This is a genomic window from Streptomyces sp. KL116D (assembly GCF_030766975.1).
Classification (GTDB): domain Bacteria; phylum Actinomycetota; class Actinomycetes; order Streptomycetales; family Streptomycetaceae; genus Streptomyces; species Streptomyces longispororuber_A.
This window is the reverse complement of record NZ_JASERH010000136.1, coordinates 468072-485408: the sequence shown is the minus strand read 5'-3', so window position 1 is coordinate 485408 and position 17337 is coordinate 468072. Positions and strand designations below refer to the sequence as shown.

Annotated in this window: 14 protein-coding genes; 9 read left to right on the top strand and 5 right to left on the bottom strand. The window is 70.1% G+C overall.

The annotated features are described in order from the left end of the window. Window positions 1-89: 89 nt before the first annotated feature. Window positions 90-1010 (top strand): NADP-dependent oxidoreductase, encoded by a 921-nt coding sequence (locus tag RBJ77_RS50915; RefSeq protein ID WP_372351172.1) that lies wholly within the window; start codon window positions 90-92, stop codon window positions 1008-1010. A gap of 100 nt (window positions 1011-1110) precedes the next feature. On the opposite strand, the gene RBJ77_RS50910 is transcribed toward RBJ77_RS50915, so the two are convergent. The 4 genes from RBJ77_RS50910 to RBJ77_RS50895 form a co-directional block, all read right to left on the bottom strand. Then, entirely contained in the window at window positions 1111-1776 is a 666-nt protein-coding gene (locus RBJ77_RS50910) for a response regulator (RefSeq protein ID WP_372351171.1), read from the bottom strand. Next, window positions 1769-2983 carry a sensor histidine kinase gene (locus RBJ77_RS50905; RefSeq protein WP_372351170.1) on the bottom strand — a complete coding sequence of 405 codons (1215 nt, stop codon included), beginning with the start codon at window positions 2981-2983 and terminating at the stop codon, window positions 1769-1771. The genes RBJ77_RS50910 and RBJ77_RS50905 overlap by 8 nt, the downstream gene beginning before the upstream one ends. Further along, on the bottom strand, window positions 2980-3519 hold the full coding sequence (locus RBJ77_RS50900) for a hypothetical protein (protein WP_372351169.1): 540 nt from the start codon (window positions 3517-3519) through the stop codon (window positions 2980-2982). The genes RBJ77_RS50905 and RBJ77_RS50900 overlap by 4 nt, the downstream gene beginning before the upstream one ends. Window positions 3520-3953: 434 nt before the next feature. Beyond that, the gene (locus tag RBJ77_RS50895; protein WP_372351168.1) at window positions 3954-5543 is read right to left on the bottom strand and encodes an oxidoreductase; all 1590 of its coding nucleotides are present in this window, start codon (window positions 5541-5543) and stop codon (window positions 3954-3956) included. 63 nt (window positions 5544-5606) lie between these two features. On the opposite strand from RBJ77_RS50895, the gene RBJ77_RS50890 reads away from it, so the two are divergent. Both RBJ77_RS50890 and RBJ77_RS50885 read left to right on the top strand, forming a co-directional pair. Then, on the top strand, window positions 5607-6125 hold the full coding sequence (locus RBJ77_RS50890; protein ID WP_372351167.1) for a proline dehydrogenase: 519 nt from the start codon (window positions 5607-5609) through the stop codon (window positions 6123-6125). Between the two features lie 86 nt (window positions 6126-6211). After that, complete coding sequence (locus RBJ77_RS50885; RefSeq protein WP_372351166.1) at window positions 6212-9178, top strand: GH59 galactosidase; 2967 nt, start codon at window positions 6212-6214, stop codon at window positions 9176-9178. 5 nt (window positions 9179-9183) lie between these two features. Here RBJ77_RS50885 and RBJ77_RS50880 read toward each other — a convergent pair whose 3' ends face one another. Then, window positions 9184-10344, bottom strand: a complete 1161-nt coding sequence (locus RBJ77_RS50880) for a substrate-binding domain-containing protein (protein WP_372351165.1) — start codon at window positions 10342-10344, stop codon at window positions 9184-9186. Between the two features lie 199 nt (window positions 10345-10543). Between RBJ77_RS50880 and RBJ77_RS50875 the strand changes: the two genes are divergently transcribed. From RBJ77_RS50875 to RBJ77_RS50850, 6 genes are all read left to right on the top strand, one after another. Continuing rightward, complete coding sequence (locus tag RBJ77_RS50875; protein WP_372351164.1) at window positions 10544-11563, top strand: hydroxyacid dehydrogenase; 1020 nt, start codon at window positions 10544-10546, stop codon at window positions 11561-11563. 86 nt (window positions 11564-11649) lie between these two features. Continuing rightward, the gene (locus RBJ77_RS50870; protein WP_372351163.1) at window positions 11650-12918 is read left to right on the top strand and encodes an extracellular solute-binding protein; all 1269 of its coding nucleotides are present in this window, start codon (window positions 11650-11652) and stop codon (window positions 12916-12918) included. Next, the gene (locus tag RBJ77_RS50865; RefSeq protein ID WP_372351162.1) at window positions 12915-13859 is read left to right on the top strand and encodes a carbohydrate ABC transporter permease; all 945 of its coding nucleotides are present in this window, start codon (window positions 12915-12917) and stop codon (window positions 13857-13859) included. The genes RBJ77_RS50870 and RBJ77_RS50865 overlap by 4 nt, the downstream gene beginning before the upstream one ends. Continuing rightward, window positions 13856-14773: a carbohydrate ABC transporter permease gene (locus tag RBJ77_RS50860; RefSeq protein WP_372351161.1), complete on the top strand. Its 918-nt coding sequence runs from the start codon at window positions 13856-13858 to the stop codon at window positions 14771-14773. Before RBJ77_RS50865 ends, RBJ77_RS50860 begins: the two co-directional genes overlap by 4 nt. Window positions 14774-14785: 12 nt before the next feature. Then, complete coding sequence (locus tag RBJ77_RS50855; protein ID WP_372351160.1) at window positions 14786-15613, top strand: hypothetical protein; 828 nt, start codon at window positions 14786-14788, stop codon at window positions 15611-15613. Then, entirely contained in the window at window positions 15573-17312 is a 1740-nt protein-coding gene (locus RBJ77_RS50850) for a heparinase II/III family protein (protein WP_372351159.1), read from the top strand. Before RBJ77_RS50855 ends, RBJ77_RS50850 begins: the two co-directional genes overlap by 41 nt. Window positions 17313-17337 lie beyond the last annotated feature (25 nt).

The window sequence follows — 17337 nt, the reverse complement described above, 5'->3', positions numbered from 1 at the left end:
ATCATTGGGACGCCTGGATCCTAGAGTCGAAGTGACCCTGGTGGCGCCGCACGCCGGCGCTCACCTCTCGCACCTCGGAGGCACCCCTCATGCAAGCCATCACCGTCCAGGACCGCGCGGCCGGCGCAGGCGGCCTCACCCTCGCCGAGCTGCCCCATCCGCACGCCGCTGAGAACGACGTCATCGTGAAGGTCCACGCCGCCGGATTCACACCGGGTGAACTGGACTGGCCCGGCACCTGGACCGACCGGGCCGGACGCGACCGCACTCCGAGCGTGCCCGGTCACGAACTGTCCGGCGTCGTCGTCGAACTCGGCTACGGCACCACCGGCCTCACCATCGGGCAGCGCGTCTACGGCCTGACCGACTGGGCCCGCAACGGCACCCTCGCCCAGTACACCGCGGTCGAGGCCCGCAACCTCGCGCCGCTCCCCGCCGACGTCGACCACGTCACGGCCGCCGCACTGCCGATCTCCGGACTCACCGCCTGGCAGGCCCTGTTCGACCACGCCGACCTCCGGACCGGGCAGAGCGTCCTCATCCACGGCGCGGCGGGCGGCGTCGGCTCGATCGCCGTGCAGCTGGCCCGGACGGCCGGCGCGCACGTGATCGGCACCGGACGCGCCGACGACCGCGACAGGGCACTCGCCCTCGGCGCCCACGCCTTCGTCGACCTCCAGGGCGAGAAGCTGGAGGACGTCGGCGACGTCGACGTGGTGTTCGACGTGATCGGCGGCGAGATCCTCGAACGCTCCACGGCCCTGGTCCGCCCCGGCGGCACCCTGGTCACCATCGCCGAACCCGTTACCGTCCGTCCCCGTGACGGACGCGCTGTCTTCTTCGTCGTCGAACCCGACCGCGCCCGCCTGAGCGACCTCGCCCGACGGGTACGGGACGGCCGCCTCAAGCCGGTCGTCGGCGACGTGCGACCGCTCACCGAGGCGATCGCCGCCTTCACCCCGGCCAAGCGGACACCCGGCAAGACGATCATCCGCGTCGCCGGGGACTGAGCCGGCGAGCGGGACGGGGCTCGCTTCTACGTGAGCCGTACGCGGAATTGGTACAGGTCGCGTTCAGAGGCCCGCCGAGGTCAGGCGAGGTCAGGCAAGGTCAGGCGAGGCCCGCCGCGATCGCCCTGCGCACGGCGTCGGCCCGGTCGCGGATGCCCGCCTTGGCGAACAGGTTGTTGATGTGCGTCTTGACCGTGGCCTCGCTGATGAACAGCTGCTCGGCGATGGCCCGGTTCGGCAGGCCCTGACCGATCAGACCGAGTACCTCGCGCTCGCGCGGCGTGATGTCCTGGGGCAGCGACGTCCCCGACGCCTGCGGCTTGGTGCGAACGGTGGCCAGCAGCCGGTCCTGGACCTCGCGGTCGAGCACCGACTGGCCCGCGGCCGCCGCGCGCAGGGCGCGCACGATGTCCTGGCGGCCGGCGTTCTTGGTCAGATAGCCGCGGGCCCCGGCGCCGAGCGCGGCCAGGATCGACTCGTCGTCGGCGAACGTGGTCAGCACCACCACGGCCACCTCGGGGTGCTCCTCACTGAGCCGGCGCGTCGCCTCGATCCCGTCCATGACCGGCATGCGCAGGTCCATCAGGACCACGTCCACCGCGGCACCGGAGACGGCGGTCAGCACCTCGGTGCCGTCCGCGGCCGCAGCGACGACCTCGATGTCCTCGGTCAGGCCGAGCACTGCGGCGAGCGGCTCCCTGACCGCGGCCTGGTCGTCGGCGACGACCACCCTCAACTGCTGCACCTTCTCGCCCTGTTCACTCATCGGGGATCACTGCCTCCACCTGCCAGCCGCCCTGCTCCGGTCCTTCGGTGACCGGGCCCGCGGTGATCGTGCCACCCAGGAGGGCCGCGCGCTCGCGCATTCCGATCAGCCCCATGCCGCTGCCGACACCCGCGGTCACGGCACGGGTGGCCGGGCCGTTGCGGATCCGCAGCGTGGTCGACGCGGGGGCGAACGCCAGTTCCACCGCCACCGTCGCGCCGGGCGCGTGCCGGCCCGCGTTCGTCAGGGATTCCTGCGCGATCCGCAGCAGGTTCTGGGTCGCCCGGGCCGACACCTGGCGGACGGTCCCGGTGACGGTGAGCGCGTCGCGGTGACCGGACGACTCGGTCATCGCGGCCAGGCTCTCCACCAGCGGCAGAGCGTCCTCGCGCAGGGCGTGCACGGTCCACTGGGCCTGCTTGAGGCTCTCCTTGACCATGCTGTGCGCCTTGTTGTTGGCCTCCCGGACCTTGTCCAGGTCGCCGGTGTCGAGCAGCGCGTCGGCCAGCTCCAGCTGCATGTTGATCCCGGCCAGGGAGTGGGCGAGGACGTCGTGCACGTCGCGGGCGATCCGGCTGCGCTCGGTGAGCACGGCGGCCTGGGCCTCGGCACGGGCCGCCCGCTCGGCGGACTCGGCGGCCGCGATCACCGCCTGGACGGCGCGCTGACTGCTGCGGTTGATGATCCCGACGAGAACCGGGACGCCCGTGGCCAGACCGAGCGCCCACGGCAGCGCGTCGTGGCCGGGGCCCAGACGGAAGTACAGGACGGCGCCGCACAGCAGGCTGCACAGCCCCGCCAGGGTGAGGGCCGTCCTCGTGGGCAGCCGGTAGCCGATGTGTCCGGCGATGAAGAACGCGAACATGTAGCTCGAACCGCTGCGGCTGACGCCGATCAGGGCGGCCGCAGCGATGATGCCGCCGGTCAGCCAGAGCACCGCGACCCGCGGCGGGACCTTGGACTCGGGCAGGGCGCGGGCGAGAAGCGCCACGCTGTTGATGACGAAGAGGACCAGGACCGCGAGGCCCCGGCCGTCGAGTCCCATGGGCCGGATGGTCAGGGCGCCGGCGACGACGACGCCGATGTTCAGCACCCACTGCAGCCAGGGTTCCCGGCCGGGAAGCGGCCGCGGGCCGGTCCCCGAGGAGGGGGCCGGCCCGGACGGCGGAGGAGTCTCGGTGGCTGCCACGGCCAGACGATAGCTCACGGTCGCACGGCGGGGTCGGCCACCGGCACGGTCGCCACGGCCACCGGCGCGGTGGGTACGCGGAGGCTGCGGAGGTAGATCGTGGCCAGCCGGGTGACGACCTCGGTCAGTGCCATCAGGACGAACGCCGCGACCCAGGCCTGGTCGCTGGTGATGTGGTGGGTGATGCTGAAGCGCGCCACGGTGTCGCCACCGCCGTGCTGGGTCCACAGCTGGAAGGCCATCCGGGCACCCATGCCGAGCACCCACAGAGTGGCCGAGACGGCGCCGGCCTTGATCAGGAGGTGTTCGCCCGAGGTCCGGATCCTGGTGTAGACGCCGCCGGCGATGCCGAGCGCGGCTCCCACCGCCACGAGGGTGCCGATCAGCACCAGGTCGTTGCCCCCGGTGGGAACGGTGTCCAGATAGGACCAGGCCACGAAGGCCACGATCCCCAGCGGGATGAGGAAGGTCTTCAGATCCAGGCGTCCTTCCCGCAGCTGCCGGAAGACGACGAGGAGGAGGGCGATGTCGGTGATCCACTCGGTCGTTGTCATGCCTCAAGACTGCTGCGACAGGGCCTGTGGCACCTGGACCCATGGGTGGAACCCGGGGTGGAGATGGCGCCGGGGCCGGGTGCAGGCGGGTCTGCGCGAGGGCCTTCGCAGCGGTACGCCCTCACAGTTCTACGCAGGGCTCTGAGCGCTCTTTGCACCCATAGGGACGGGCTCGTAGGGCCGCACATCTGATGGGCGCCGACGGGGCGCCGACACCCTACGGGCGTCCACTGGACAGGAGGCACTCGCCCGCGGGTGCGGCGGCCGGGAGCCCCAGGCGTGGGGCGCCTGTTCGGGACGGGCCCCTCGGCAGAGTTCGGGTCCCCAACGCAACGAGGTCCACACACGGCTTGGCCCCCGTCACTCGTACAGGTGACGGGCCCGCTTCGGTGTGTCTACGACAGGGCTGCCGAGCCGGTACGCCGACGCCCCGGTCACTGGCGGCTGAGGGCCCTGGACACTCCGGCGGTCACGGTCGTCGCCAGGATCCATCCGGCGGTGGTCAGCGCATAGGCGAGCCACTGGCCGCCGCCGTGCGGTGCGAAGGCGGCCTTCTGGCCGAAGCCGATGATGGGGAGCAGGAGGTCGAGCGTGTAGAACACGGGGCTGAAGGGCGGGGCCTTGTCCGCCTCCAGGGCGGCGGGGCGATGCGTCGAGAAGAAGGACGTGCCCAGCGCGAGGAGCGTGATGATCCACAGGGCGGCGCGCGCGGACCGGTAGCCGTAGCCGACGGTGGCGTCCTGGAGGTATCCCCACACGCGTGCGTGCCAGGGGAGCGTGGAGCGGCGGTGGCGTTGCTTGGCGAGCAGCACCGTACGGGCTTCGTCCTCGTGTCCCAGACGCCGGTAGGCGGCAGCGAGCTGCTCGTAGGGCTGCGGGAGGTAGCCCCCTGCGCCGCGCTGGATCCAGGCGAGGCGTTCGGTCGCGGGGAGGGGAGTGGCGAGGGACTCGTAGGCCGTGTCCGTGAGCCGCAGTCGGGCCGGCCAGGTGGCGGGCGAGTCGTAGAGGACGCCGAGTTGGGCGTTGCTGGCATCGACCGTACCGGCGATCTGCTGGTGGGTGCGCAGATCCGTCTCCCGCGCCTGGAGCAGGCGCAATGACAGTGCGGTGCCGGTGGGGAGGGTCACGTCGGCGTTGTGGAAACTGAGGCGGGTGCCAATGCGGCTGCCGTCGAGCTTGATGCCGCCGTTCACCTTGAGGCCCACGCCGAGGTCGAAGTTGCGGCTGACGGTGACGTCGACGGCTTCGAGGGCGATGTCGCCGGGGTTGTCCAGACGGGCTCCGCAGAATCCGATGGCCGCGGCCACGGTCGCGCCCGAGATGATGATGCGCCCCTCCGCGCTGAAGCCGGGGTGGAAGGTGAAGTCCTCGGTGATCTGGGCGTGGTAGGCGTCGAGGGCGACCCGGCCGGGATTGCTCAGCCGTGCGCCTTGCAGCTCGAACTCGCCGGATATGGAGGCGCCGGTCACCCGCACGCCACCGTGCACGGTCAGGTGGGTGCCCAGCAGATCCCCGCCCGTGGTCAGGCGTACGGCGGAGATGGCCTCGCCGTCCGGAGCGTTGATCTCCGTATGCGTCAGGTCCAGGTCGCTGTGGATCTCGGCCCGAGTGAGGACGAGAGGGCCGGACAGTCGGCAGCGGGAGAGGACGAGCCGACCGTGAACCCGGACGGCGCCGGCGTGCAGTCCCGGCAACACGCAGTCGCTGAAGCTGAGTTCACGGAACTCTGCCCCCTGCATGAGGGGGGCTTCGGCGAAGTGACAGTCCGCGAGGACGACGGGTACGGTGACGTCGGCGAACCGCAGGTCCAGCGTGCCGGTGATGGAGGCGCCGCTCAGGCGCAACGCGGGGCGTTCTCCCGGCCCGGGTTCGGGCCCGGCGCCGAGAAGCAGACCCATCAGGAACTCGGCTCGTACGGCGGGCCGGGCGGCCTGCGGTGACTCGGGACGGAGGTCGACGGGTTGCCCCTGAGCACAGGCGCGCCACAACTGGCTCTCGATCGGCCCCAGTTCTTCCCGTCGCATGATCGCCGATCATTGCAGTGCCCTGAGCTCCCGTACAAGTTCCAGCCACGGCAGACTGACGGGATGGATGCAGGTCTCGCAGCTGTACTGGGCGCTGGCGTCGGTTCTCTCGCGACGTTGGGCGCCGCGTTCATCAGCGGCCGCTCGCAGGCGCAGGCACAGCACAGGCAGTGGCGTCGCCAGCAGCGCCGCGACGCGTGCGCCGGCTACCTCAGCGCCCTCCACGACCGCGACATCGCCATGGACTACATCCTCGCCGCGCTGCGTGCCGATGAGCCGGCACTCTCGGACGTCGACGACGGGGTACGCCGCTTCGTCGACCTCGCCCGTGAAGTGCACCGGTCCTTGGAGGTGGTCGTCCTTGAGGGTCCGGCTGGGCTCGCTGCCGTTGCCGATCGCGTGACCAGGGCTTCCCACGAGCTGGCGGTGGTCATGCGACGGATGGTCGACGACGCCCACGCCGGTGAGAGGGCTCGCAGGGCCGAGGATCTCGCTGTGGCGGCGCAGCGCGAACACCTCCTCTACCAAACGGTCCAGGACTTCCGCAGGGCCGCCCGCGACACCATCAACGGCGGAGCTTGAGCAGGCCCGGTGTTCGAGTCGGAGCGAGTCCGTTCGGGTCAGGGCGATCCGTAGAGGCTCTGAACGGCCACGTTGTGTCATGTCCCATGCATTCAGAGACGAACACGCACGCGCCGAAGAAGACGTGTGCTCAGGGAAGACCGCGATGGGCCGCACTCGCCGCTGCCGCCGCGGTGACGCTGGGGGCGGGGCTGCTCGCCGCGCCTCCCGGTCACGCCGAGGACGGGCCCGTCGAGGTGGTGGTCGACGGGAACGACGTGCGGGCCGACAACGTCAACGGGCTGACGTACAAGGGTCTCGGCGTGCTCAGCTGCAACAGCACGAGCAATCTGCTGATGGACTACAAGGCCGAACACCCGGAACGCTACTGGCAGTTCATCCGGACGATGTTCGGTGGCACGCATCCCCTGATCAATCACGTCAAGGTCGAGATGGGGTCGGACACCAACACCTCGACCGGCGCCGATCCGGCGACCATGCGCACGGCGGACGAGCTGGCCGACGCCGCGCGTTCCCCCGGGTTCCAGCTGGCCGCCGACGCCAAGACGGTCAATCCGGGGCTCAAGGTCTCGATCCTGCGCTGGGAGATGCCCCAGTGGGTCCAGCAGGAGTGGAACAAGGGGACCGGGACGGACGAGATGTACCGGTGGTACAAGGAGACCGTTCTCGACGTGTACGAGAAGTACGGGTACATGGTCGACTACGTGAACCCGGACAAGAACGAGACCCGGTCGCCCGACATCTCGTTCATCAAGTGGTACAAGAACGCCGTCGTGAGCGACACGGACTTCGCTGACGCGCGGTACGGGATCGCGGCGAAGGACCGGGCGAAGGTCGCCGCGGCCTACCACCGGATCAAGATCGTCGCCTCGGACGAGAACAACACCCTCAACATGGGTCCCGCGATGCTCAGCGACGCCGATCTCTTCGGGATCGTCGACGCGACCGGGTACCACTACACGACGGAGGACCGGCACGACGGCGCAGCCGACAGCGCCACCAACCTCCCGTACACGAAGCTGGCGACCGGCGACAACGCGTACGGGCAGGACAAGGAGGTCTGGTACAGCGAGGGGACCGGGTCCTTCGGGTTCACCGACTACCGGGTGAACAACAACGAGGGGCCGGGCGGGGCCAGTACCGGGATCGGCGGCGTGCAGAGTGCCCTCGACGTCGCGAACCGCCTGGTGAAGGGGTACGCGAACTCGAAGCGGACGCACTACGTCTTCCAGCCGGCCATCGGGTCGTTCTACGAAGGCGCTCAGTACAGCCACAAGGAGCTGGTGAGCGCGCGCGATCCCTGGTCGGGATACCTGCACTACGACGCGGCGATCTATGTGATGCAGCAGTTCACCCAGTTCGCGAAGACCGGCTGGGAGAATGACACGAACACCGCGGGGATCTGGCGGACCGTGCCCGAGGCCAGTTACAGCGGGGTCAGCGGTACCGAGAACCTGGACGGGTCGAACGGCGCCCCGAGTTACATGACGCTCGCGGACCCGGCCAAGAAGGACTTCTCGACCGTCGTCGTCAACGACAGCGACCAGGCGAAGACCTATCGGATCAAGGCCGAGAACCTGCGGCTCGGCAGCGATCCGACCATGGAGGTCTGGGAGACGCGCGCGGCCGACCCCGGGCAGCGCTACGACGCCAACTTCAAGCACCTCGTCGACGAGATCCGCCCCGACGGCGACGGGTACTACGCGTACACCGTCAAGCCGCGCTCCATCACCACCCTCACGACGCTCGACGCGAGCGCCGACGACGCGGCGGCCCGGCGACTGCCCTCGTCCGGGACGCGCTCCGTCCTGGACACCGACAAGAGCGGCGGGCGCAGTGACACCGGCGACCGTTATCTGTACGCGGACGACTTCGCGTACGGCGAGGAGGGCAAGGTCCGGGTCGGGAAGATCTACCAGCCGTACCTCGCCTCGCGCGGCCAGCAGCCCCGCTACATGGTCGACCAGACCGGCGCCTGGGAAGTGGGCGACAACGGGACGCTGTACCAGTACATGGACCAGTCCATGAAGGACACCGCCGCCTGGAACAAGAACACTCCCAACACCACGGTGGGCGACTTCCGTTGGGAGAACTACAAGGCGTCCGTCGACGTCTCGTTCCCGGACGCCGACGGGGGGCTGGCGGCGCTGGGCGTGCGGCAGCAGAAGGGCATGGCGATCAGCGACGCCGCCTACAACCTGCGGATCGGGGCCGACGGCGCCTGGACGTTCTACGAGTACGGCACGGCCGTCGGCCAGGGCAAGGTCGCCGCGGCCGACCGCTACCGGCTCGCCGTCGAGGCGAAGGGGGCGCGCATCACGGCGTTCGTCGACGGCAAGGCCGTCTCCACCTACGACGACCCGACCCCGGAGCGCCAGGGCCGCGTCAAGCTCGGCAGCGACTTCCACAGGACCGGCTTCGACGACCTGAAGGTCGAGACGGTCGACGGGTACGCGCCGTACGGCACCGAGCAGCTCGACAACATGGACAAATCAGTGTCGTACGAGGGCAGTTGGAGCCGCAAGGCGTCCCTGGGCGACGCCATGGACTGGTACCGGTCCACCTCGACGAGCACCGCGGCAGGCGCGTCCTTCACCGTCCCGTTCCGCGGCACGGGCGTCGACGTCATCGGCGGGAACGACGGCAGCGCCGTGGTCGACGTGTACGTCGACGGCCGGCTCGTCGCGCGGGACGCCAAGACCGCCGCCACCGACAAGCGCCTTGCGACGTACGCGCTGCGCGGCCTGCCGGACGGCAAGCACGAGGCACGGTTCGTGCTGAAGTCCGGGAAGCTCGTCGTCGACGCCCTGCAGACGGCGTCCGGTGCGGTGCGGGGAGCCGTGGACTCCTCGGCGATTCGCAGTGCGCTCGCGGACGTCGGTGCGCCCGAGCGCGGGGATTACACCGGCGCCTCGTGGGCCGTGTTCGCGGACAACCTCCAGGCCGCGAAGGCTGCGGTGAGCGGGCGCAAGGGGCTGGACACCGTCGGCGCCGAGCAGCTCGCGGACCGGCTGCGGGCGGCCTACGGCCAATTGGAGCCCGCGGACCAGTAGGACGCTCAGGCCGATTCGCGGCGCCGGGCCGCCGGCACGGACGGTGCGGGCGGTGTCTGCGGCGCGGCCCGGAGCGACGACGAACGGATCACCAACTCCGGGAGGATCAGGGCCCGTTGGGCGGGCCTGCGGCTGCCTTCGAGGAGCCGCGCGAGCATCATCTCCACAGCCGTGCGGCCGACCAGCGCCTTGGGCGGCCGCACGGCCGTGATGGCGGGATCGGCGAGGTGCGCGACCTCGTCGTCGTAACTGACGAGCGCCATGTCGTCGGGGACCCGGATGCCCTGTTCGGTGAGGTACTGGACGATCGACAGGGCGTCCGGGTCGCTGTGCACGATGAGCGCGGTGATGCCGGAGCGGTGGCAGCCGTCGAGGATGTCGCCGATGATCCGGCGGTGCCCCGGGACGTCGAGGGCGACGCTCTCGCGTATCAGGAAGGCGTCGGACAGACCGAGCGCGGCACACGCGCGGTGCCAGCCGACGGCGAGGTGCGCCGAGGTGGGGCTGCCCTTGGACAGCACCAGGCCGATGTTGCGGTGGCCGAGCGTGTGCAGATGCCGGACCGCCATCTCCAGGCCGGTCGCGTGGTCGCTGCGGACCCACTCCAGCTGGTGCGGGGTCGGGGTCCAGTCGGGCGTCTGTCGTTCCACGAAGACGACGGGGACCGGCAGCTTGCCGATCCAGTCGAGCATCTCGTGCATGCCGGGGCCCTCCAGATTGGGTGCGAGGAGCAGCCCCTGCACCTGGCCCGATTCGGTCAGCCGGACGATCTGCCTGCGGTCCTCGGCCTGGTCGTAGCTGGAACCCCGCAGCTGGACGTTGACACCGTGCGCCGCCGCGGCGTTGCGGACGCCACTGACGATGTGCGGCCAGTAGAAGTCCAGCGAAGGCACCACCATCCCGATCGTGAACGCGGGCGTCGCGAGCCGTCGTCTGCGCACCGGCTCGTGCTCCAGCGGCGACGGCAGCGTCGCACCACCGTGGACTCGGGTGAGCAGGCCGCGATCGGCGAGGGCCGCGATGTCGCGGCGGATCGTCAGCTCGCTCACCGACAGTTCGACGGCGAGATCGCGGACGCGAACGGCCCCGTGCAGGCGCAGCTGGTCCATGAGGCGTTCGCGGCGTTGCAGCGCGAACAGCTGGTCGGCTCCTCCGGTTCCCGTCATGGCGTGTCCCTCCCGTCCGGTGCTGAGCCCGGCGCGATGTTCGAATCTGTTCAGGTTGCTTCGTACCTGGTCGAGCTCTGGTGACTCTGTGCGGACGACCACTATCTCTGACTCAGCGTCTTCTGGCTGGAACTCGCCGGAAACATCAATGGCACCTGCTGTTCGAGCGGGAGCCCGGAGGCAGAGGAGCCCGCACCACATGCAGACCAAGGCCCGCGCTCTGGTCGTGATGAGCAGGTCCAGCTTCGAAGCCCACTTCGACCAGGACCGGCTGCGGCGCCTCGCCGACCTCGTGACCCTGGACGAGCCGTGCTGGACCGACGACCTGGACAGCCCGACGGCACGCGAACGCCTCGCTCGCGCAGAGGTTCTCCTCACGTCGTGGGGCGCCCCCGCCCTCACCCCGCAGCGGCTCGCCGCGGCACCCCGCCTGCGGGCCGTGCTGCACGGCGCCGGCAGCGTCCGCGACCTCGTCGGCCAGGAGGTGTGGCGGCGCGGGATCCGCGTCACCAGCGCCGCCGACGCCAACGCCGTGCCCGTCGCCGAGTACACCCTCGCCGCGATCATCTTCGCGGGGAAGAAGGCCCCGTTCCTCGCCGCCGACGAGCAGCGGGCGTACGGCGGCTGGGGCTCGGTGCACGGCTACGGCGACCTGTCCAACTTCCGCCGGACCGTGGGCGTCGTCGGCTTCTCCCGGATCGGGCGGCAGGTCGTCGAGCTGCTCAAGGTGCTGCGCGGCACCACCGTCCTGGTCGCCGACCCGTACGCGGACCCGGACGAGGTGGCCCGGGCCGGCGCCACCCTCGTACCGCTCGAGGAGATGCTGCCGCGGGTGCACGTGCTGTCGGTGCACGCCCCCGAGACGCCCGAGACGCACCACCTCATCGGCGCCGCCCAGCTGCGCAGGCTCCCGGACTTCGCGACCGTCATCAACACCGCGCGCGGCTCCCTCGTCGACGCCGAGGCCCTGGCCGCCGAGTGCGCCGACCGCCGCCTCTTCGCGATCCTCGACGTCACCGACCCCGAGCCGCTGCCCGCCGACTCACCGCTGCGCAGCCTCGCCCGCGTGATGATCACGCCGCACATCGCCGGGTCCCTGGGCTCCGAGATCGGCCGGCTCACCGACCACGTCCTCGACGAACTCGCGCGCTGGGTCGACCGCCGTCCGTTGCAGGCCGAGATCACCGCGGAGAGCTGGGCGCTGGGCCTGAGCGCCTGACGCCACCCGTACCCGTACACGTTCCGAACCGTAGATCCGCACCGTCCCCGACCGCTCCACCCGTGACTCAAAGGAGAGCCGCCGAGATGAAGTTGAAGAAGAACCTCGCCCGCGTCGCGCCGCTGGTCGTCGCCGCGACCCTGACCGCCACCGCCTGCGACGCCAGTGGCACGGACAGCACCTCGTCGTCCGACGGCAAGACCGTCGTCAAGATCGCGCTGTGGAACTACAAGACCACGCCCGAGTTCAAGGCCCTCATCGACGGCTTCGAGGCGGAGAACCCGTCGATCGACGTCCAGCCGGTCGACATCCTCGCCGACAACTACCCGGACAAGATCACCACGATGCTGGCGGGCGGTGACACCACCGACGTCCTGACGATGAAGAACGTCACCGACTACTCCCGCTACGCGACCCGCGGCCAGCTCCTGCCGCTGACCGACGTGGCGTCCGAGCTGGACAAGGCCGCCTACTCCGGTCTCAGCGACTACGACCTCCAGGGCAAGTACTACGCGCTGCCCTACCGCTCCGACTTCTGGGTCCTCTTCTACAACAAGGACATGGTCGGCAAGACGGACATGTCCAAGCTGACCTGGGACGACTACGCGAAGCTGGCCAAGCGGTTCACCAAGGGCTCCGGCTCCGACAAGGTCTACGGCACCTACCTGCACACCTGGCGCTCCGTCGTCCAGGCGATCTCCTCCGCGCAGACCGGCGGCGACCAGCTCGGCGGCGACTACGCCTTCTTCAAGGACCAGTACGAGATGGCGCTCGGCCTGCAGAAGGCGAAGGCGACGCTGCCGTTCGCCACCGCCTCCAGCAACCAGATCACGTACGACTCCCAGCTGACCACCGGCAAGGCCGCGATGGTCCCGATGGGTTCCTGGTGGGCGGCGGCGCTGCTCGCCGAGGCGAAGCAGGGCAAGAACGACGTCAAGTGGGGCATGGCCCCGATGCCGCAGGTCAAGAACGACGGCAAGACGGTCACCTTCGGCTCGCCGACCGCGTTCGCCGTCAACAAGAAGGCCAAGAACGCCGACGCCGCCAAGAAGTTCGTCACCTGGGCCTCGGGCCCCGAGGGCGCCGCCGCCGTCGCGAAGATCGGCGTCACGCCGGCCTACACCAGCGACAAGATCCTCGACACCTTCTTCTCCGTCGACGGCATGCCGAGCGACGCCCTGTCCCGCACGGCGATGCAGCCGTCCACGGTGCAGCTGGAGATGCCGGTCAGCGACAAGTCCTCCGACGTCGACCAGATCCTCAAGGAGGAGCACGAGATGATCATGAGCGGGGAGAAGTCGGTCGACGCGGGCATCAAGGAGATGGACAGCCGCGTGAAGGACGAAGTCCAGTGAGCGTCGCCGCCCCGCCCACCCCGAAGCACGTGCCCTCCGGCGCTTCCGCGGCCCACCAGGCCGCCGCGAAGCGCCGGCGGCGCCGCACCACCCTCCTCGGCTGGTCGTTCATCCTCCCCAACTTCCTGGGGTTCGCCGCCCTCACCCTCGTCCCGGTGATCGGCGCGCTCGCGATGTCCTTCACCCAGTGGGACTCGTACTCCACCCCGAAGTGGATCGGCCTGGACAACTTCGAGCGGCTGTGGAACGACTCGAACTTCTGGGCCGCGCTGCAGAACACCTTCTACTACGCGGCCGGGCACATCCCGCTCACCCTCGCGGTCTCGCTGGGCCTCGCCGTGCTGCTCAACCAGAAGCTGCGCGGCGTGCGCGTCCTGCGCACCGCGTTCTTCTTCCCGTACATCACCTCGCTCGTCGCCGTCGCGGTGGTCTGGAACATGCTGCTGAGCCCCGAGTCCGGGCCGGTCAACCAGTTCCTGACCTTCATCGGCATCGACAACCCGCCGGGCTGGACCAGCGACCAGGACTGGGCCATGCCCGCGCTGATCATCGCGAGCGTGTGGCGGGACATGGGCTACTACATGGTCCTGTTCCTCGCCGGACTGCAGACGGTCCCGGCCGAGCTGTACGAAGCGGCGCGCATGGACGGCGCGGGTCCCTGGCAGCGGTTCTGGCACGTCACGCTGCCGGGCCTGCGGCCCACGACCTTCTTCGTCACCGTCATGATCACGGTCTCCAGCTTCAAGGTCTTCGACCTCGTACAGGTCATGACCGAGGGCGGCCCTGGCCGGTCCACCCTCGTCCTGTCCCAGCTGATCTTCCGCGAGGGCATCACGCAGGGCCGCTTCGGCTACGCCTCGGCGGTGTCCCTCGCGCTGTTCCTGATCTGCCTCGTGATCACCGTGATCCAGTTCCAGATGCAGCGAAGGAGCGAGCGATGAACACCACCGTGCTGCGCAAGGACGCCGACGCGCCCACGGCCCCGGCGCCCGCCGACGCTCAGGACCCGAGCCGCCACCGCCCCGGCACCGGCGCGGCGGCGGTGGCCGGGCGGATCGCCCTGTACGTGCTGCTCACCGTGGTCGCGCTCGGGGTCCTGCTGCCGTTCATCTGGATGCTGATCTCGTCGGTCAAGGACGACCGCGACGTGTTCACGGTGCCGATCCAGTGGATCCCCGAAGAGTTCAAGTGGAGCAACTTCAGCACCATCTGGACGCGGGTCCCGTTCGGCGCCTACCTCGGCAACTCGTTCTTCCTGAGCGTCGTCATCACGTTCCTCCAGGTCCTCACGGGCAGCTTCGCGGCGTACGGCTTCGCGAAGATGCGCTTCCCCGGCCGGGACCTGCTGTTCACCGGCTACATCGCGACGATCGCGGTGCCGTGGCAGGCGTACATGGTGCCGCAGTACGTGATCATGCAGAAGCTGGGCCTGGTCAACTCCTACACGTCACTGATCCTGCTGCAGGCCTTCGGCGCGTTCGGCGTCTTCCTGATGCGGCAGTTCTACCTGACGATCCCGGACGAGATCAGCGAGGCCGCCCGCCTCGACGGTCTCACGGAGTACGGCATCTGGGCGCGGATCGTGCTCCCGCTGTCCAAGCCGGCCCTCGCGAGCCTCGCGCTCCTGACGTTCGTGAACACCTGGAACGACTACATGGGCCCGTTCATCTACCTCACGGACAACCGCCTGTGGACGGTGCAGTTGGGGCTGCGCGCCTTCATCGGCCAGTACGACGCGGAGTCGGCGATGATCATGACGGGCTCGGTGCTCTCCGTGGTGCCGGTCCTCGCCGTGTTCCTGCTCGGGCAGCGCTACTTCGTGCGCGGCATCGCGACCACCGGCGTGAAGGGCTGAGGGGGGATGGCGATGCCGAACGGGACCGTGCGACGACCGCGGCTCAACGTGGCGTACGGCTCATGGGAGTTGATCTGGTCCCACGTCCACCGGGTCCTGGTGGTCAACCTCGGGATCGCGGTGACGAACCTGCCGCTGCTGCTGGCGCTGCAGATGACCCACCAGCCCTGGCGGCACCCGGTGTTCTTCGGGGTGCTCCTGCTGGTGCTGCCGGGTCCGTCGCTCGCCGCCGCGTTCGCGTACCTCGGCGCGACGGTCGTGACGGGCGGGGCGACTGGAGCGGCTGCGGCGACCGGGGCCTCGGAGGAGCAGGCGCCCGTACGGGTCTTCGTCGCCGCCTACCGGCGGCTGTTCCGGCGAGCGGTGCTGGTCTCGGCGCCCTTCGTACTGCTCGTCGTCGCGGCCGTGGTGGACGTGGTGACACTCCGAACGTCGGCGCTGGGGGCGGCAGTTGTCCCGATGGCGGTGGTGGTCGCGCTGGTGGCGACCGTCGCCTGGCCGGTGGCGCTCGCCCATGTGGCCGGAGGCGGGACGGTGGGGCGACGGCTCTTCCTCCTGGCACCGTACGCCGCCCTCCGGCACCCGCTGCTCACCCTCATGAACCTGGTTCTCGCGGCGGTGGCCCTGCTCCTGGTCAACCAGGCCCCGCTGATGGGCCTGGCGGTGCTGCCCGGGTGCGTGCTGTTCGTCATAGGACGCAACTGCCAGGTCATGGCGGACTTCACGGATCGGCGCGCGGCAGCCGATCATGGAGTGCCTGGCGTACCTGTCGCGCCTGCGGTAAGGGAAAGGGGAGCAGATGCCGCCAGTGAAGAACGGTCAAGGGCTGCGCACGTCTGATCAGTTGGCGGGGTTGCGGGACCGGATCCGCGACGCGGCCGAGGCCGCGCGCAGCACGCCGATGCCGGAGCTGCCGTTCTCGGCATACCGTCGCTTCGAGGACGACGGCGACCGCCTGGCGTACGAGGACCTCTACTTCCGGCGCCGCGCACACGTGACCGCCCTCGCGGCCGAGGCCCTGATCGACCAGGACGCTCAACTGGATGCCCTGGCCGACGCGTTGTGGTCCGTCTGTGACGAGTACACCTGGGCGCTGCCCGCCCACGAGATGCACGCGACGCACTTCGGTCGTGGCATGGACCAGTGCCTCGACCTGTTCGCCGCACTCACCGCGCAGCTCCTCGCGGAGACCGTGCGGGTGTGCGGCGACCGGCTCGACGCCCGGGTCGCGGCGCGCGTGCGCACCCAGGTGGACCACCGGGTCCTGTCCCTCCTCGCGGACGACGACCGGCTGCTTCTCTGGGAGGGCTGGGACCACAACTGGGCGGCGGTGTGCGGTGGTTGCACGGGCCTGGCCGCGCTGGCCCTGTGGGAACCGGGACCGCGCCTGACGCGGGTGATCGACCGCTGTCGCGCCGCGCAGCTGACCTATCTCAGCGGCTTCGGCGAGGACGGCGGTTGCGCGGAGGGGGTCGACTACTGGGTCTTCGGGTTCGCGCACTTCGTCTACTTCGCCGAAGGGTTGCGCGAGTTCACCGGCGAGGACCTCCTCTCGCACCCCACGGCACGGGCCGTCGCGGGGTTCCCCGCGGCGGTGCATCTGGGCGGTGGCCTCTTCCCGGCATTCTCGGACGCGGGGGAGCGGACCCATGTTCCGGCCGGACTCGCCCACCGGCTCTCCCGGCGCCTGGACGCCCATGTCCCGTCCGAGGCGATCGACTGGGACCTTTCCAGAGACTGGGCGGACCTCTCCAGAACCCTGCGCTGGGCAGCCGACGCCCCCGAGCCCACACCGCCCCCGCAAGCGTTCGGTGCCACCTACCTTCCCGACCTCGCCTGGGTCGTCGACCGCGGCCCCGACGCGGCCTTCGCGGCCAAGGGCGGCCACAACGCGGAGCCCCACAACCACAACGACCTCGGCCAGTTCGTCCTGGCCGCCCGAGGCGAGGTACTCCTCGCCGACCTGGGCGCCGGCGAGTACCGCAAGGGCTACTTCGACGACGCCACCCGCTACGACTTCCTGCACGCCGCGTCCCGCGCCCACTCCGTCCCCCGCGTCGACGGCCGCGAACAGTCCGCCGGGCGCGCGCACGCGGCACGGGTGCGGTCCTGCCAACCGGCCGACGACGGCATCTCCTTCTCCGTCGACATCGCAGGGGCTTACGAGGTGGACGGCCTGACGTCGCTGCGGCGCAACTTCGACTGGCGCCGCGAGGCCGGCGAGCTGCTACTCGTGGACGAGGTGGAGGCGGAACGGCCCATGCCTCTGGAGGAGGTGTTCGTCAGCCGACTGCGACCGGCGGTCCGACCGGACGGCATCGTCTGGACGGGCCGTGCGGCGCAGGCCCGGCTGCGTCTGCGGCTGCCGGATGACTGCACCACGCAGGTCGAGGTCGACACGGTGCACACCACGAACCACGACGGCGAACCCGACACGGCCCATCTCCTGCGCATCCGCACCGAGTTGACCGAGCGGAGGACACGGCTGGCGTTCTGCTTCGAGGTGGGGGGTGTGGGTACGGGCGGCGGGCGGCCCTGAGGACCTGCATCCCCACAACAGAGAC

What these genes read in the sequence shown, in the direction of transcription:
- RBJ77_RS50915 (WP_372351172.1), top strand. Translation starts at nt 90, where the DNA reads ATGCAAGCCATCACCGTCCAGGACCGCGCGGCCGGCGCAGGCGGCCTC.
- RBJ77_RS50910 (WP_372351171.1), bottom strand. Translation starts at nt 1,776, where the DNA reads ATGAGTGAACAGGGCGAGAAGGTGCAGCAGTTGAGGGTGGTCGTCGCC.
- RBJ77_RS50900 (WP_372351169.1), bottom strand. Translation starts at nt 3,519, where the DNA reads ATGACAACGACCGAGTGGATCACCGACATCGCCCTCCTCCTCGTCGTC.
- RBJ77_RS50895 (WP_372351168.1), bottom strand. Translation starts at nt 5,543, where the DNA reads ATGCGACGGGAAGAACTGGGGCCGATCGAGAGCCAGTTGTGGCGCGCC.
- RBJ77_RS50890 (WP_372351167.1), top strand. Translation starts at nt 5,607, where the DNA reads ATGGATGCAGGTCTCGCAGCTGTACTGGGCGCTGGCGTCGGTTCTCTC.
- RBJ77_RS50885 (WP_372351166.1), top strand. Translation starts at nt 6,212, where the DNA reads ATGCATTCAGAGACGAACACGCACGCGCCGAAGAAGACGTGTGCTCAG.
- RBJ77_RS50880 (WP_372351165.1), bottom strand. Translation starts at nt 10,344, where the DNA reads ATGACGGGAACCGGAGGAGCCGACCAGCTGTTCGCGCTGCAACGCCGC.
- RBJ77_RS50875 (WP_372351164.1), top strand. Translation starts at nt 10,544, where the DNA reads ATGCAGACCAAGGCCCGCGCTCTGGTCGTGATGAGCAGGTCCAGCTTC.
- RBJ77_RS50870 (WP_372351163.1), top strand. Translation starts at nt 11,650, where the DNA reads ATGAAGTTGAAGAAGAACCTCGCCCGCGTCGCGCCGCTGGTCGTCGCC.
- RBJ77_RS50860 (WP_372351161.1), top strand. Translation starts at nt 13,856, where the DNA reads ATGAACACCACCGTGCTGCGCAAGGACGCCGACGCGCCCACGGCCCCG.
- RBJ77_RS50855 (WP_372351160.1), top strand. Translation starts at nt 14,786, where the DNA reads ATGCCGAACGGGACCGTGCGACGACCGCGGCTCAACGTGGCGTACGGC.
- RBJ77_RS50850 (WP_372351159.1), top strand. Translation starts at nt 15,573, where the DNA reads ATGCCGCCAGTGAAGAACGGTCAAGGGCTGCGCACGTCTGATCAGTTG.